This is a genomic window from Bacillus sp. FSL M8-0077 (genome assembly GCF_038050255.1).
In the GTDB taxonomy this organism is placed as follows: Bacteria; Bacillota; Bacilli; order Bacillales; family Bacillaceae; genus Bacillus; species Bacillus altitudinis.
In genome coordinates this window covers 3,819,119-3,835,391 of the sequence record NZ_JBBPAF010000001.1, presented here as the reverse complement: position 1 = coordinate 3,835,391, position 16,273 = coordinate 3,819,119, and the positions used below count along the sequence as shown (strand labels likewise).

Here is a 16,273-nt window from a genome sequence, read left to right as displayed (position 1 = left end):
CCAGAGTGGAGGTCGTCTTTTTTCTGTGTTTCGTTTAGAAACGGTCATTTTCAAATAGAATTTGTTTCACTTGTTCAACTGGCATATCCTGGCCAGTAAAGAGTTTGTACGCAAGGGCACCTTGCCATAGCATCATGCCAAGACCGTTAATCGTTTTGGCACCAGCTTCTTGTGCTTGAGCAAGAAGTTTTGTTTTTTGCGGGTTGTAGACGACATCTGTCACGATTAAGTCTTTGCGTAATACATCAAGGGTATCGTCAATAATGCTGAGCTCATCTAATGGTTTCATGCCAAGGCTTGTCCCGTTTGCTAAGATCGCACTTTCAGCTACTTCACGACGGAAAGCGTCTTTGTCTTCAAGTGGGAAAATGTTTGCTTTGACACCGAATGATTTCATTTCGTTGTTGATGTAATTTACATTTTCTTCTGCTTGAACAAAGTATTGGTCATTACGAGCAAAAATACTAATTTCACGAATACCTGATTGTGCAAGCTGAATGGCAATCGGTGTTGCAGCGCCGCCAGATCCAACGAGTGTAACCTTTTGTCCAGCTAATTCAACGCCGTGTTCAATTAAGTTTCTTACGTAACCAAGACCATCTGTGTTGTAGCCAACCAGCTTGCCATCTTTGTTCACAACTGTGTTGCTTGCACGAGTATATTTTGCAGAATCATCTAGTTCATCTAAGTAATCGAGCACTTTCATTTTGTTCGGCATGGATACGTTAAATCCAGCTGCACCCATCGCTTTCATCCCGTTTACTGCTGCTTCTAGTTCATCATTTCCTACCTCAAAAGCAAGGTAAGCATAGTTGATTCCTGTTAGTGTATAGCCAAGGTTGTGCATCCGTGGTGACAGGCTGTGCCCGATTGGTGTTGCAAGAAGACCGACTAATTTTGTTTTTCCATCAATATTACGTTCATGTATGTTTGTCATGATTGACATCTCCTTTAATTATCTAAACAATTTTTTCATGCGTCGTAAAACAAAGACTGCTAACAATACGCTGATGACCGCAATGATCATATCGAAGAATAAAGTCATTTTAATATCGTACGTGCTGACGAGTCCGCTTGTAATCAGCGGAACAAGGATAAACGCTGAGCTTGCCGCAATGTTGACATATGATGAAGCCGTTGCTTTGTTTGTAGGGAATAATTTCATCATAATACTCATAGCCAACTGGAAAATGCCTGCTGTAAATAATCCTAAGAAAAAGGTACTAACAATGACAATGCCGTACGTTTCGATTTGAAATAGCGAAAGCATGGCAAGGAATGCCCCAATTGGGTAAATAATGGCGACCATAATCGGTGAAATGAATTTATCTAATACGACTGAAAGCAATAGAACAGACACCAGTGCACCAATACTAAAATAAGAAAGAAGCTGTGTCGCTTGTCCTGAGCCAAGTCCAATCAATTTTAACCCGAGCTGTGGAAGCCAAGTTTGCCATACAACAAATAATGCAGTAGACGTGAATCCCATAAGTACAACAGCTAAACCTTCACCAAACATTTTCGGTTCTTCCTTCATTTGCTCTTGAACGGGAAGATCGTTTTGAGAAGCCGTTTGCTTATGATTTGGGAACGGCATAAAGATCAAGTAAATGCCTACAAGTAAATAAAGAAGTCCTAGACCAAAGAATGCCCAGCCCCAGAAGATATCATGTGCAATAAGGAATGCCAAGATAAATGGAAGAACAGTCGCACCAATTGATACAGACGCCTTCACTAATACAGAAGCTGAACTTGCTTTTTTAGGAAATGACTCTGTCAAAGCAGGATATGTTCCTGAATCAAGTAATGAGTTTGCAATCCCTGCGGAAATGGCAAAAATGAAAGCCAATGTATAATTGGTCGTCGTTGGAATCCCAATTAAGAATAATAAGTAAAGAAAGTTACCTGTAATAATGACAGGTTTTCGCCCCCAGCTGTCTGCCAGCCGGCCAGAGAAAAAGAGAGCAATTAATTTACCGATACCGATTGCTGATACAAGCAAGCTGATTTTTGGAATATCTACATGGTAGCGTTCAGATAAGCTTTCCATGTTTGATGCCACAATAATATTGATCATGCCTAGCATGAAATAGTTTAAGTACATGCCAAGTGATGATTTAATGTATGGATTTTTCATGTTCCCACTCCTATATTTGAAACCCTGTTCGGGCCAAATTCTTGTTACCCTTTGTTATTTCCTTAAACGTAAATAATATTAAGTCCATCACAACACCCCTTGTGTGATTGATGAAAAAATAATGAATATGCATCTGTTCTTCAAATAAGTACATCGTTCTACTAAATAATTAAAAATAATAACAGTTATCATAAGTTGATGGACTTCCTCGATTTGATCAGAATCAAAAGATCCATCTTTAACTGTAGTTGATATCATAAATAACGATATGTTCACAAAAGGTATAACGATATACCAAAAGAAGCAACGAGATAAATATACTCCTGTGTTTAAAATGTGTCAAGTTTATGACTTTGTGATTTAAAAAAAGAAAAATGTAATAAAGAAATAGTTGACTTGCACAATAAAAAAAGAAGAATTGCAAAGCAATTCTCCTTTTCATGATCATGTCGAGGTTTCTCGAATATGAAGTTGAGGCTTTAATATCAATCGCTGCATTTCTTCATCCTGCTCGTTCATTTTATGATACAAAAGGTTGGCTGCTTTGACTCCAATGGATCGTGGAAATGATGAGACTGTGGTGAGCGGCGGGTGGTACATCTCAGCTTCAGGGATGTTATCGAACCCAACTACATCAATGTCTTCACCAGGTTTGATGTCACGCGCTGCCAATTCTTGAATCACCCCAAACGCCACTAAATCACTGAAGCAAAAAATAGCAGTAGGTGGTTCGGGAAGGTCAATCACTTGGGCAAGGGCTTCTTTCCCGCCTTCACGGGTAGGCACCATATCGATAATAAGAGATTCATCCATCGCCAGGTCCTCATCATCATGGGCTCTTTTGAACCCTTTCATCCGTTCAATCCAAGTCGAGGAGGATTTGACTCCGCCTAAGAAAGCGATGCGGCGATGTCCTTTTTGAAGAAGATGACGGACCGCCATCCAAGTACCTTGTTCATAATCAACGCCGACATAATCACAATGGACATCTGCTAATTCACGGTTTGCCAATACTTTTGGTGTGCGAATGTTGTTTAATTGTTTCACCGTTCGTGTCGAGCTCTTCGATGCTAGATTTAAGATGATTCCACCCACTCGGTGCTCTACCATTGTGGAAATGAGCCGCTCCTGCTTATCCACACTATCAAAGGTTGTCCCAAGTAAAACGGTATAGCCAAGTGACTCAAGTGTGGTTTGCACACCGATTAAAAATTCAGAAATAAAGGTGTTTGAAATATCAGTGACGATCACACCCACAATATTTGAACTTTTCGACCGCATGTTGGCGGCGACGCGATCGTACACGTATCCCAAATCCTCCATGGATTGCAGCACTTTTTTCCGGGTGGCTTCAGAGATCCTAGGGTTGTTGCGAACAACGAGTGAGGCCGTTGAAGTCGATACACCGGCATGCCGGGCGACTTCCTGTAATGTCACACGCTGTTTGTTCATTTTTTTCATTTGTCTTCACCAACTTCAATGGATTGCCTAACTATGGTTCATCATCAAGATGGATGTCTCCACCAAACGAGCCGAACATTCTTTGTTTCATTATACCTTAATCAAGGGGTGTTGATGAAGTGATGTCATATCAGCTTCAGATAAAGAGGAAACAACATCTTAAAAGATTACCATTGACAGCTTTCTTTTAGAGGCGTAAAATATAAAATTATTCAGAAATAGCAACATTTTAAGTAAATATCGAAGGCTATGATTGCTGTGGGTCACACTATGGCAGGAGCAGCTTCTGGAGAGACCGCATGTATGTGCGGCGCCGAAGGGTTCACAATCTCAGGCAAAAGGACAGAAGAGTACGAAATATTGTATTTGTGATGCATGGATCATGCTGTGTATTGCTTTTCTCTATTTTGCTATTCTTTTATGACCGTGAGATTGGAGCGCATCCAATCTCTTTTTTTATGGACTTTTTCAGAGTTCATTATTTCAGTATAGAATCGTGTCGTAGGAGGGTGTTGAAATTGGCACAACAAGAGTTAAAGCGAGATTTATCAAACCGTCATGTTCAATTAATTGCCATTGGCGGAACGATTGGAACTGGGCTGTTTTTAGGCTCTGGAAAGGCTATTCAATTGGCAGGACCATCGATCATTTTTGCGTACTTAATTGTTGGAATGGCCATCTTTTTTGTCATGAGGGCACTTGGAGAATTGCTCTTATCTAAGGCGGGCTATCAGTCTTTAACGGATATAGCAGAGAATTATCTTGGCCCATGGGCTTCCTTTGTGACAGGATGGACGTATTGGTTTTGCTGGATTATGACAGCGATGGCGGATGTTATTGCGGTCGGGGTGTATGTGCAGTACTGGTTTGATATTCCGCAGTGGATTCCTGCTATTATATGTTTATTGATTTTGCTAGGATTTAATTTATTAACGGTGAAGCTTTTTGGAGAAATGGAATTTTGGTTTGCACTGATTAAAGTGATTACAATATTATTGTTGATTGGCGTTGGGGTTGTCCTGTTAATCATTGGTTTTCAAACAGATGCAGGGCCCGTGACGGTAACGAATCTATGGTCACACGGAGGATTATTTCCAAATGGTGTGACAGGCTTCTTATTGTCATTCCAGATGGTGGTTTTTGCGTATGTCGGAGTGGAACTTGTCGGCGTATCAGCGGCAGAAACAGCAAATCCGCAAAAAAACATCCCGTCCGCGATTAATAAAATTCCATTAAGAATTCTATTTTTCTATGTGGGTGCGATCTTTGTACTATTATGTATCAACCCATGGACAGAACTCAGTGCATCAGAAAGTCCTTTTGTGAAAACCTTTGGGCTGATTGGGATACCAGTAGCGGCGGGTCTCATCAACTTTGTCGTCCTGACATCTGCGGCTTCTGCTTGTAATAGCGGTATGTTCTCAACGAGCCGAATTTTGTATAATCTCAGTCATCAAAAACAAGGACCGGCATCCTTTGGCCGTCTAAATAAGCATGCTGTTCCAAGTAATGCCCTGTTTGTGTCGACGATTGTGGTGTCAGTAGGGGCTCTTTTAAGCAAGCTGATTCCTGAACAAGCCTTTGGTATTGTGACAACGATCAGTGCCATTTGTTTCATTTGGGTATGGAGTATTATTTTAATATGCCATCTGAAATATAAGAAGACACGTCCTGAACTGCATAAGGCGTCTACCTTTAAAGCGCCATTTACACCTTTTGTGAATATAGCGGTTCTTGTGCTCTTTGCTGCTATTCTTGTCATCATGTTTTTCGCTGATGCAACACGTCCAGCACTGTTATTGACACCCGTATGGTTTGGGTTCCTATTTTTGATTTATGCACGAAAGAAACGCCGTTCAGCATAATGAACGAAAAAAGCACAGCCTTTTTAAATGGCTGTGCTTTTGCTTATTTAACGATTTCTAATTTTCAACATATAGTATGCATTAAGAATGATTAGAACAAGTCCAACGACGATGATGGAGAAGAGCTGAGAGTGATTGGCGCCAAGAGAATAGACAATCAAAATAAACATGGCACCGGTCAATAAAATATTCATCATTTGATAAGTGTGAAAAAGCCCATCGAGCATCACATGCTTTTCACCTTCATCAGAAATGGCGAGCAGTTTTTTGCCATAATCTTTATCGGAAGGACTAGGTAGGTGACGATTAGGATAGACGAGCTTTAGGACATTGATCGATGCATAAGAAAGAATGACGGTGATCAAAAATAAAGCAGCATTTGCGAGAATCAGCCAGAGTGGCTGCTCGGTTACGATGGAAATACCAATTGCCATAATCGATAAAATGGTGCTCACCGTATTAGCTAACGTTACATCAGTAAATGTTCGGTACTGTTTTGCCTCTAGTTCATCCTCCGCATCACCAGATACTGAAAGAGAGACTCTTTTCTTCATGCGTGATATGCCTAAAAAACAATAAATGATGAATAGAACTGTCAAGCCAGTGATGACAAGAGTTGCTTCAAATGCAGCTTGCAGAAGTGTCATCTCAAATTCGGCTGCCAGCAAACAGTAAGCACCGAGAAAACCAAGGAGAGCACCTAAGAGCATTTTGTATACAGTTTTCATGTGAGTTCATCCTCCTCGAATAGAAAAATATGTTCAATGGGTTCTTGAAAAATACGTGAAAGCCTCATAGCAAGTAAGAGAGACGGCATTAATTCATCTCGTTCCATTAAGCTGATCGTCTGGCGGGAAACCTTTGCTTGTTTCGCAAGCTCCGTCTGGTTTAAACCATCACGTGCCCGCAGCTCTTTTAGCCGATTTTTCATTCTGTCACCTCAACTCTGATCAAAATCTCCTCTTGATTGTAAAGTATTATATTCATTTTGACAAGTATAGTTGTCAAAATGATAAAAGTAATTGTCAGAAAGATCGCCTTTATTCAAAAGGAAATCAATGATACGCTAAAGAAAAGAGAAACGGAAAATAGGTGATGCCCATGTTCATTGATCAATTAAAAAGTGACTTACATCAATCACAGCCGCTATTTATTGGAGAAGAGACAGCGTTCAAAGCGGCAGTCCTTGTCCCTTTGGTGCAGGTAGACGGGGAATGGCATGTTTTATTTGAAGTGCGATCACTGACGATGAGAAAACAGCCTGGCGATATTAGCTTCCCAGGAGGCAAACTCGACGGCGGCGAAACCGCAAAAGAAGCTGCACTGCGGGAAACATATGAAGAACTAGGGATTCCGCCCGAATCCGTCAAGGTTTTAGGACAGCTAAGTCCTTATATTGCCTCTCCATCCTTTGTGGTATATCCATTTGTCGGAATCATTGATGAACAGCAGGTCAAACATTCCTTTAATCAAGAAGAAGTAGAGGAGACCTTTACAGTACCTCTATCATGGCTCAGCCAATATGAGCCGTACTTACACCATGTATCGGTTCAGCCAACACCAGGAGAGGACTTTCCTTATGAAAAAATCATGAATGGAGAAAAATACAGCTGGGGGAGTCGTTCGATTGAGGAGTGGTTTTATGATTACGATCGTTATACCATTTGGGGATTAACTGCCCGCATATTAAAACATTTTGTGATGGTTGCAAAAAGAAATTCCTAGAGAATGATCTCTAGGAATTTTTTATAGAAAGGCGTTCTTTTGCGGTTTCTTTACCTTCCCCTTTTCCAATTAGGATGGGCGCTTTAGCTTGGCTCAATCCATAAGAAGGCATGTTCACATAGATAGATTCATATGAACCGGCTTGAATTTGATACGTTTCATGATAAATTCCGACTGTGTCATTATTTCGTGCTCTTTGGTTAAATCCTTTCCAAGCAGCCAAATGCTTCTCCATCTTGGCGTAGGCAAGGAGATCCTCTGTTGATTTCCAATATTGGATCATGGTGGTGGTGCGTAAACCGAAGTAATTTTCTGTCCCGAGAAAACCAAGTTCTTCTTGATGTGTATAAAGTTCTTTGATCATCCCCGGCATCGCCATAAATACTGGCAGCCATTGATGGACAGCCCAGCGTTTATTGATTCTCATTCCGATAATGAACACAACAATCGGCTCAGAATTGTCTGTTGTATACCTGTCAGCACGTATATTTTTTTTCATTTGTTCACCCTTCTTTCTTCATCGATTCACAGGTCTCTACGCACCAATCAATTCCAGCCTGTGCCACTTTCTTTCCGTAATCTAACGTATACAGCCAATACTTCGCATCAGCTTCATCTGGATACAGCTCTTGAATGTTTTGTTCAATCGCAACATATGTCTCATAACGGATACGGAGCTGCCTCTCATAATCCTGTAAAAGCACCAATTTTTTCTCAAACGAAAGATATTGACCGAAGAATAACTTTAATAACACCTCATTTCGTTCTGATGGTACTTGATCGAGCGGCTGCGCCAGCCATTGCCTCAACGTGTCCAGCCCTTTTTCAGTCAGATGATACTCCCGCTTGTCTGAGCGCCCAGTTGTAGAAGCAGGTGAAACCTTCGCAAGCCCTTCCTCGACTATTAACTTTAAAGCTGGATAAATTTGTCCATAACTAATTTTCCAAAAGTGATGCAAGCTCCTATCAATTAATTGCTTCACTTCATACCCAGACTTACAATCTGTCGTTAAAATCCCCAAAATCGCATACGTCGTATCATTGTATTTTTTCATTGATCAACACACCTATCTAAAAGATATATCATTTAGATATATAATAAACGATGTATAGCTGCAGACACAAGATGTATGAGAAAAAAACAAATGCTAGAAAGGAGGTGAATAGATCACTGATTTGTTAATCAATGAGATGAATCATTCATATTGATTGAACGATTATAGTTTGGAGGGGGATATATGAGTAAATCGAAAATTTGGCTCATGGCTATTCTGGCGGTACTAATGATTGGTGGAGGCGGCTTTATAGCATATCAAGCAATCGCAAAAAAGAGTGGTTTGAATCACCCCTACGCCTTTGCATATAAGACAAATGATCGTGTGAACTGGTTCAAGGTAACAGAGAGAAACGGAAAAGTAACAGGTCATCTGAATGAAACCATTTTAGAGGAAAATCCAAAAAGGCATTTTGATCCCAATATATTTATCAACAAATATCAATTAACCGGAAAATCAATTGAAAACGGTTACGAATTTCATGTAAAACAAGGGAAAGAAACGGTCACATATGAAGTTCACCTTGCCGAAAAAGATCTTTCTGTGAAAAAACAAGGTGAAAAGCAAAGCATCACATACAAAGCAGTTGATCAAAAAAACCTACGTGCTGTTCAACAGGACATTCATACTCGATATGAGAAACTGATGGATGACACGGAAAATAGATTTCATGATTATGTAAGAAACTTCATTAAGAAAGTAACAGGCGCTTATGGTTATCTGTATACAGCGGAGGATGGTTCATACCAACTATTTTTAAAAGTAAAACGAATGTATATGGAGTCTGAATGGGCAGGTTCTTTTCTAATGAGAAAGGTCCCAGGAGATGGTGGTGAACCATATAAAGAAACGAAACATACAGCAGGTGGAGTTTCAGATGGGATAATGTTTGATTTGAGTACTTATCCTGCAATTGAAAAGGGTTTTATTTTAGGGGAAACTGATCGAGACGCAACATACATTAAATTTCCTTTTAAAATGGCAGGCGGGATCATAGAATTTAAAGCGGTCACGAAAGAGGAATATCAAGAACAAACAGAAGCATTCAAAAAGAAGGCGAAAGAAATGCAAAAGTAGATCGTGTTGGAACAGATGATTGTTGTGAATGGCATTTCAGGACGATCAGAATTTAGTTGAATATATGATAGGGATAATAAAAGTTTTTAAAAGCATATATGAGTGGAGGTACGTATGAGTAAATTAAAAATGTGGATCATGTCTATCCTGGCAGTACTCATCTTAGGTGGAGGCGGCTGGACAGCATATCAAGCGACCGCACAAAAAAATTCATTGAATCATGCCTATGCATTTGCGTATAAAACGAAGGATAAAATGAGCTGGTTTGAGATATCTGAGAATAAAGGCAAAGTAACGGGGCATCTAAACGAAAAGTATATAGAAGAAATATGGTGGGATCCCCAAATATATAAAAAACAATATGTAGTGTCCGGGAGTTCAAAGGAAAACGGTTATGAATTTCGAGTCAAACAAGGCAAAGAAACAATCATATACGAAGTTCAAATGTCCGGTAAAGACCTATCTGTGAAAAAACAAGGTGATAAGAAAAGCAGAATATATAAAGCAATCAATCGAAAAAAGCTAGATTCGTATCACAAAAAACTTCAAGTTCGACATGAACATCTAGTTGATACTTCAGAAACTAGATTTTATGACAATATGAGACACTTCAGGGATAAGGTAGCAAAGGTATATGGTTTTCTATATACGGCAGAGGACAAACAACTATTTTTACAAGTGGAAAGCATGCATATTGAGAATGGATGGCTCGGCTCTTTTCTAATAACAACTGTTTCTGAAGAAGGTTGTAAGCCCTATAAAGAAATGAAATTAGAAGTCGGGGGCTTTACTGATGGCGGGGGCTTTTTAGACATGAGCTATGATCCTATAATTGAACACGGTGTACTTATAGGTTCGACTGATCGAGATGCAAAATCAATCAAACTGCCAATTAAAAAGACTAATGGTACAATAGAGTTAAGAGCTTTCACGCGTCAGGAATATAAAAAACTCCCTAAACCATATATCATGACAGGCGATTCAGTAGAGTTAAAAGCGGTCACGAAAAAGGAATATGAAAAACAAGCGAAAGCATTTAAAAAGAAGGCTGAAGAAAAGAAAAAATAGGTGTTCTTAAACCAGATGAGTGAATCAACTTATCTGGTTTTTTATGGAGAAACATTTCGTTGATTGATGATAGAAGGAACAAAAGAATAGAAAGTTACTTTAAGTAAATAAAGAAAAGTATTTTAGGCATATAGACCTTAATAATTTTTAGAAAAATAAATGTTGACGCTTTCATATAATCAATATATACTAAAAACAAATCCAATATAAATAAATTAGACATGTGACTGGTCATGCAGGCAGGATCTAAAAACGATGAATTTTTTTAATTTGTCGTTTTAGATCCTTTTTTTATTGCCAAAATATAGGTCTCATGTATGAGAAAAGGAGGAGAAAAAATGGATTACACACAAGTCGCCAAAGACGTTTTACAGCATGTAGGTGGTAAAGAAAACATTGCGCACCTTGAGCACTGCTCAACAAGACTTCGCTTTACACTAATTGATCAGAAAAAAGCAGATGTACCAGCATTAGAAAAAACACCAGGTGTCATAGCTGTCAGAATGTCAGGACAATGCCAAGTGGTCATTGGGAATGACGTAATTGAAGTGTATCAAAAGGTAACAAATTTAATGGGAGGCAGCTCGTCTGGGCAAGGCGTGCCATCCAATCAACCAAAAGAAAAAAGAAAAGTAGGCACAGTTCTATTAGATTTCATTGTGGGTGTCTTCCAGCCGCTTGTTCCGGCAATCGCAGGCGGAGGGATTTTAAAATCATTTCTTCTCCTTTTCTCTTTATTAGGATGGGTGGATGCAAAAGGCCAAACCTATCAAATACTGAACATGGTGGGTGACGCACCACTCTACTTCCTGCCATTACTAGTCGCTGTAACAACGGCAAATAAACTAAAAGTAAACCCACTGGTCGCATTATCAGCAGTCGGTGCACTCCTTCTTCCGAACATGACAGCCATGCTCACTGAAGGTGCACAATTAATGTCATTCGACGTGAAAAATATAGCTTATGCGTATCAAGTGTTTCCAGCAATCCTTTCTGTATTGCTTTACGCTCAAATGGAAAAATTCTTCACACGATTTTCACCAAAACCAATTCGGATTTTCTTTGTCCCAATGATGTCATTAGTCATTACTGTACCAGTTACGTTACTGTTATTAGGACCACTTGGTTTTACAGCAGGACAAGGGTTTTCATCCGTTATTCTTGCGATGTTTAATACAGTAGGTTGGGTAGCTGTCGCAATTTTAGCAGCGGTACTCCCGTTTATGGTTGCATCAGGCATGCACAAAGCAATGGTCCCTTATGCAGTTACAACGATGGGGAACCTCGGGAAAGAAGCACTTTATTTACCAGCATCCCTTGCGCATAATATTGCGGAAAGTGGAGCATGTTTCGCAGTGGCACTACGCACGAAAGACAAGGTACTCAGATCAACAGCCATTTCGGCAGGAATTTCAGCATTCTTTGGCATCACAGAGCCTGCTTTGTATGGTGTGACACTTCAAAATAAACGTGTACTTGGAAGTGTCATGATTGGTTCGTTTGTTGGCGGGATCTTCATTGGATTAGTTGGTATACAAGCCTTTGTACTTGTTGGTCCTGGATTAGCAAGTATGTCGATGTTTATATCAGATGAGCTTCCACGAAACCTAATGTTTGCTGTCATTGGAGCTGTCATTTCCTTCGTTGTCGCTTTTATCGCTGCTTTTGTATTAGGTAAGGATCAAAAAGTAGAAGAAAAGACAAATGATCAAGATGCATTTGCTGAACAAATTGGAGCAGGGGAAACATTCAAAAGCCCTGTGATTGGTCAAATGATCTCTCTATCTGAAGTAAAAGATGATATTTTCTCTTCAAAGGTTATGGGAGACGGAATTGCCATTGTTCCTTCAGAAGGAGCGCTATATGCACCAGTAGATGGTGAGGTAACCTTGTTGTTCGAAACAAACCATGCACTCGGTATGAAAACGGACAAAGGGGTGGAAGTATTATTCCACATTGGCATTGATACTGTACAGTTGGAAGGCCAGTATTTTTATCCAAAAGTGCAGGCAGGAGATCGTGTACAAGCAGGGGATTTACTCATTGAATTTGATGTGGAAAAAATCATGGAAGCAGGATACGATCCAGTTACACTTGCAGTAATCACGAATACAGATCAATATGATATTAAGGTACAGCCATTACAAGAGGTCAATCGCCAAGATACATTGATGGTTATCACCCAATTAGGAGGCTAAACATATGACGACAATAAAAGGTTTTCCAAAAGGATTTTTATGGGGCGGCGCCATTGCCGCCAACCAAGCAGAAGGAGCTTGGAATGTAGATGGAAAGGGCCCATCTGTTGCTGATATTGCGATGTACCGGTCTAATTTGAGTGTAGAAGATTATGAAGGGCATTTAGCTGTTACTTCTGAAAATATAGATCGAGCGATGAAAGATCCAGATGATAAAAAGTATCCAAAACGCAGAGGTGTTGATTTTTATCATCACTATAAAGAGGATTTGGCTCTATTTGCTGAAATGGGTTTTAAAACTCTTCGCATTTCTATTGCATGGAGCCGAATCTTCCCAACTGGAGAAGAGAACGAACCAAATGAAAAAGGACTCCAATTTTACGATCGTATATTTGCAGAAATGAAAAAACACAACATAGAACCGATTGTGACGCTGTCACACTATGAAATGCCGTTAGCACTGAGCGTGAAATATAATGGCTGGGTTGAAAGAAAAGTCGTTGATCTCTTTGTTAAGTTTGCCAATGTATGTTTTGAACGCTATAAACATGATGTGAAATATTGGCTTACCTTTAATGAAATAGATAGTATTCACCGCCACTCTTTTATTACAGCAGGAATTATTCCTGATCGCTGCCCAGAAGGGAAAGAGGAAGAAACGGTTTATCAAGCACTCCATCATCAATTCATTGCCTCTGCACTCGTAACAGCAGATTGTCATCGCATTATACCAGGCAGTCAAGTAGGGTGTATGTTGACAAAATTAACAACGTATCCGCACACTTGTCATCCGAATGATGTGGAGCGGGCATTGAAACAAAACTTAGAAAACTATTTCTATGCAGATGTTCAGGTATTTGGTGAATACCCGCCGCTAATCAAGCGCATGCTTGAGAGAAAAAACATTCATATCCAAATGGAATCAGATGATCTTTCTATTTTAAAAGAAAATACAGTAGATTTTATCTCATTCAGCTACTATATGTCTTTAACTGAATCAGCTGATGAAGGATTAGAAAAAACGGATGGAAATACAATCCGTGGCGTCAAAAATCCTTACCTTCCATCTACTGATTGGGGATGGCAAATTGATCCAATTGGTCTGAAAATTTCATTAATAGAATTATATGATCGTTATCAAAAACCGCTGATCATTGTAGAAAACGGCATGGGTGCAAAAGATGTTGTTGAAATTGATGGATCAATTCACGATGATTATCGTATTAACTATTTCAAAGAGCATTTCCGCCAAATGAGAGAAGCGGTGGAAGAAGGCGTTGACCTCTTCGGATATACGAGCTGGGGGTCAATTGATATTATTAGTGCAGGTACATCACAGATGTCAAAACGATACGGATTTATTCATGTAGATCAAGATGACGATGGAAACGGTACATTAAAACGTTCTCGCAAAGACTCATTTTATTGGTACCAAAAGGTCATTGAAACAAATGGTGAATCGCTTGATTGAAAAACCACAATCATGAAAACAGGTGATGACGATGTTTAAAATCAAAAAAGTTTTAAACTCGAGTGTGGTTCTGGCTGAAGATCAGAACCAACAGGAGATGGTTCTATTCGGCCGAGGGATTGGTTATGGACAAAAACCAGGTCAAATGATTGAAGAAAAGAAGGCAGACCAAGTGTTTATGTCTGTCGATAACATGAGAGCGAAGGAATTTCTCCAACTGTTAGATTCAATGCCGCAAGAGTTTATCGATTTAACTCAGCATATTGTTCAATATGCTGAAAAACGCTTAAACTCAAATCTGAATTCTGGTGTCTATTTTACCTTGATGGACCACTTGAATTTTGCAGTAGAACGGCACAAGAAGAATATTAATATTACAAATCGAGTATACTGGGAAATCAAAAACTATTATACCGAAGAATTTGAAGTAGGTAATTATGCGCTTGAGTTAGTCAACAATACATTGGGCATACAATTACCAAAGGAAGAAGCGGCCAATATCGCCTTTCATTTAATTAATGCGTTAGGTGAAGAGTCCGATTCAAAAGATGGCATGAAGTATGCCAAAATGATCGGAAGTATTGTGAATCTCGTCCGCTATACATTGAATATGAAAATGGATCAAGAGAATATTCATTACAGCCGATTTATTACACATGTGAAATTCTTTGTTGAAAGATTTTACGCAAATAAATTATTATCAGATCAAGAAAATGAGTTGTTTGAACAAATTGCAAACTTGTATCCTCAAGCGATGGATGTGGCTTTCAAAATCAAAGATTATATTAAACAGGTGCATAGTATTGTTATTCCAAATGACGAACTTACGTATCTTGCGGTACATATTCACCGCCTCATTTCTTATCAAGAACTAAAATAAATGTGGACCACTTGCCTTGTAATGAGGCAAGTGGTTATTTGTATTGTATCGGTTTATGTTCCGATAGGTCGTTCTGTTGGGCCAAGATTTGTATCATTTAACGAATTGTAAGACACCGTTTGTCCGAAAACAACGATGGCTAAAGCGAAGATGAGTAAACTCACTTTTTTCATCATAATTCCTCCAGTTAAGTGTAGTGTGTTCCAATTGATAGGCATCCTTTAAAAAGAGGTATGCTTGGTGAATTGAACCTAGCTCTTCAAAGTGTTTGGCAGCTAGTGCACTTAATTCACGGGCACCTTCAACATCCTTTAATTCTTTCAGAATGCTGATGTCATCGAAACAGGTTTGAGCTTTTTTGGATATGTCTTCAGTGAAATATAGGTGATAGAGAAAATTCATTTTTGCTGTATAGATGGGGTTTTTGTCTATTTCATGTTTTTGTTTGACCAATTCAAAATAATAGAGAGCTTGCGACTTTTCATCGATGGAGAGCAGCTCTTTTAGTAACATAAACATGGAGTGTTGGAAATAACAAGATGAAAGGTAGTCATCATCGCTAAGAGCCTTTTCTAGGGCATCAATACATTTTTTTGATTCTCCAGCTTCGGCATATAGAATACTGATATTGTGATAAAGCTGTGATGCTAGAAAATGATCGTTTAATTGATTTGAGATGTGTAATGCTTTTGTGTAGTAATTCTCAGCTCTTTTGAAATCGCCAATATCCATGAAGTTGGTGGCTGCGATTACAAAAGCTGCTGTCAGTCTTCTTTCATAGCCATCATGACCTTTGAAAATATCGATGGCATTTTGAATATAATGAAGTGAAATCAGGCTTTGGCGAAGCAACATATAAAGGTTTGCGACCTTCGTATGAAATTCTGCTACTTCTATTTCATCAGGAATGTTTTGTAGTTTTTTCTCAGCGATTTTAAACAGTCCGATGGCTGATGCATAGTCTCTGTTATATGAAGCGTAAAGGGCTTTATATAGGTAAAAGTAGTATTCAATTAAGTCGTTTGTTTTAGAAGGGTATTCTAGCTCTGTCGGTTCATTCAATTTTTTACCCCTTCGTTCATATAACATGAGCTTAAACTTGCCTTCCAGCAATGAATAGTAGGTCAAGACCTCCTGATTCTCTTCCATTTCTTGAAGTAATTCCTTTAATTCTGTGTAGATTGTCTTTGCGTTGTGTACATCATGCTTACGAATGGCAATACGCCAATCATTTAAACGGTTCCCCACCTGTTCAGCTGAAATGATCGTCATGGAAATTTCACCTCTTTAAACATCCTTTCGCCTGTTTCAATAAAAAACGATATCACAATTTTTG

The 16,273-nt window shown here is 39.1% G+C and carries 15 protein-coding genes and 1 riboswitch; of the genes, 7 read left to right on the top strand and 8 right to left on the bottom strand.

Annotated elements, in window-relative coordinates; all coding sequences use genetic code 11:
- Positions 1–34: 34 nt before the first annotated feature.
- The 3 genes from NST57_RS19810 to NST57_RS19800 form a co-directional block, all read right to left on the bottom strand.
- Positions 35–937 (bottom strand): quinate/shikimate dehydrogenase, encoded by a 903-nt coding sequence (locus NST57_RS19810; RefSeq protein WP_142153365.1) that lies wholly within the window; start codon positions 935–937, stop codon positions 35–37.
- 18 nt (positions 938–955) lie between these two features.
- Positions 956–2,137: an MFS transporter gene (locus NST57_RS19805; RefSeq protein WP_142153363.1), complete on the bottom strand. Its 1,182-nt coding sequence runs from the start codon at positions 2,135–2,137 to the stop codon at positions 956–958.
- Positions 2,138–2,581: 444 nt separating this feature from the next.
- The gene (locus NST57_RS19800) at positions 2,582–3,598 is read right to left on the bottom strand and encodes a LacI family DNA-binding transcriptional regulator (protein ID WP_341299141.1); all 1,017 of its coding nucleotides are present in this window, start codon (positions 3,596–3,598) and stop codon (positions 2,582–2,584) included.
- A 276-nt stretch (positions 3,599–3,874) separates the two neighbouring features.
- Positions 3,875–3,954: riboswitch (glycine riboswitch) on the top strand.
- A gap of 162 nt (positions 3,955–4,116) precedes the next feature.
- Between NST57_RS19800 and NST57_RS19795 the strand changes: the two genes are divergently transcribed.
- Complete coding sequence (locus tag NST57_RS19795) at positions 4,117–5,463, top strand: amino acid permease (protein WP_341299140.1); 1,347 nt, start codon at positions 4,117–4,119, stop codon at positions 5,461–5,463.
- 47 nt (positions 5,464–5,510) lie between these two features.
- Here the strand turns inward: NST57_RS19795 and NST57_RS19790 are convergent, their stop codons facing one another.
- Positions 5,511–6,191 (bottom strand): DUF3169 family protein, encoded by a 681-nt coding sequence (locus NST57_RS19790; RefSeq protein ID WP_341299139.1) that lies wholly within the window; start codon positions 6,189–6,191, stop codon positions 5,511–5,513.
- Positions 6,188–6,394: a helix-turn-helix transcriptional regulator gene (locus tag NST57_RS19785; RefSeq protein ID WP_341299138.1), complete on the bottom strand. Its 207-nt coding sequence runs from the start codon at positions 6,392–6,394 to the stop codon at positions 6,188–6,190. The genes NST57_RS19790 and NST57_RS19785 overlap by 4 nt, the downstream gene beginning before the upstream one ends.
- A 170-nt stretch (positions 6,395–6,564) precedes the next feature.
- Here NST57_RS19785 and NST57_RS19780 point away from each other — a divergent pair, with 170 nt between their 5' ends.
- Entirely contained in the window at positions 6,565–7,188 is a 624-nt protein-coding gene (locus tag NST57_RS19780; protein ID WP_142153355.1) for an NUDIX domain-containing protein, read from the top strand.
- A 10-nt stretch (positions 7,189–7,198) separates the two neighbouring features.
- Here NST57_RS19780 and NST57_RS19775 read toward each other — a convergent pair whose 3' ends face one another.
- Together NST57_RS19775 and NST57_RS19770 are read right to left on the bottom strand one after the other, a co-directional pair.
- A complete protein-coding gene (locus NST57_RS19775; RefSeq protein WP_341299137.1) occupies positions 7,199–7,687 on the bottom strand; it encodes a DUF4188 domain-containing protein in 489 nt (162 codons plus the stop codon).
- A gap of 4 nt (positions 7,688–7,691) precedes the next feature.
- On the bottom strand, positions 7,692–8,243 hold the full coding sequence (locus NST57_RS19770; protein ID WP_008347390.1) for a PadR family transcriptional regulator: 552 nt from the start codon (positions 8,241–8,243) through the stop codon (positions 7,692–7,694).
- 183 nt (positions 8,244–8,426) lie between these two features.
- Between NST57_RS19770 and NST57_RS19765 the strand changes: the two genes are divergently transcribed.
- From NST57_RS19765 to NST57_RS19745, 5 genes are all read left to right on the top strand, one after another.
- Positions 8,427–9,320, top strand: coding sequence for a hypothetical protein (locus NST57_RS19765; protein WP_142153351.1), 894 nt, complete (start codon positions 8,427–8,429; stop codon positions 9,318–9,320).
- A 114-nt stretch (positions 9,321–9,434) separates the two neighbouring features.
- Positions 9,435–10,388: a hypothetical protein gene (locus NST57_RS19760; protein ID WP_142153349.1), complete on the top strand. Its 954-nt coding sequence runs from the start codon at positions 9,435–9,437 to the stop codon at positions 10,386–10,388.
- Between the two features lie 338 nt (positions 10,389–10,726).
- Positions 10,727–12,586 (top strand): beta-glucoside-specific PTS transporter subunit IIABC, encoded by a 1,860-nt coding sequence (locus NST57_RS19755; protein WP_142153347.1) that lies wholly within the window; start codon positions 10,727–10,729, stop codon positions 12,584–12,586.
- A 4-nt stretch (positions 12,587–12,590) separates the two neighbouring features.
- On the top strand, positions 12,591–14,057 hold the full coding sequence (locus tag NST57_RS19750; protein ID WP_341299136.1) for a glycoside hydrolase family 1 protein: 1,467 nt from the start codon (positions 12,591–12,593) through the stop codon (positions 14,055–14,057).
- Positions 14,058–14,088: 31 nt separating this feature from the next.
- Complete coding sequence (locus tag NST57_RS19745) at positions 14,089–14,937, top strand: PRD domain-containing protein (protein WP_142153343.1); 849 nt, start codon at positions 14,089–14,091, stop codon at positions 14,935–14,937.
- Between the two features lie 93 nt (positions 14,938–15,030).
- Here the strand turns inward: NST57_RS19745 and NST57_RS19740 are convergent, their stop codons facing one another.
- Complete coding sequence (locus NST57_RS19740) at positions 15,031–16,209, bottom strand: response regulator aspartate phosphatase (protein ID WP_142153341.1); 1,179 nt, start codon at positions 16,207–16,209, stop codon at positions 15,031–15,033.
- Between the last annotated feature and the right edge of the window lie 64 nt (positions 16,210–16,273).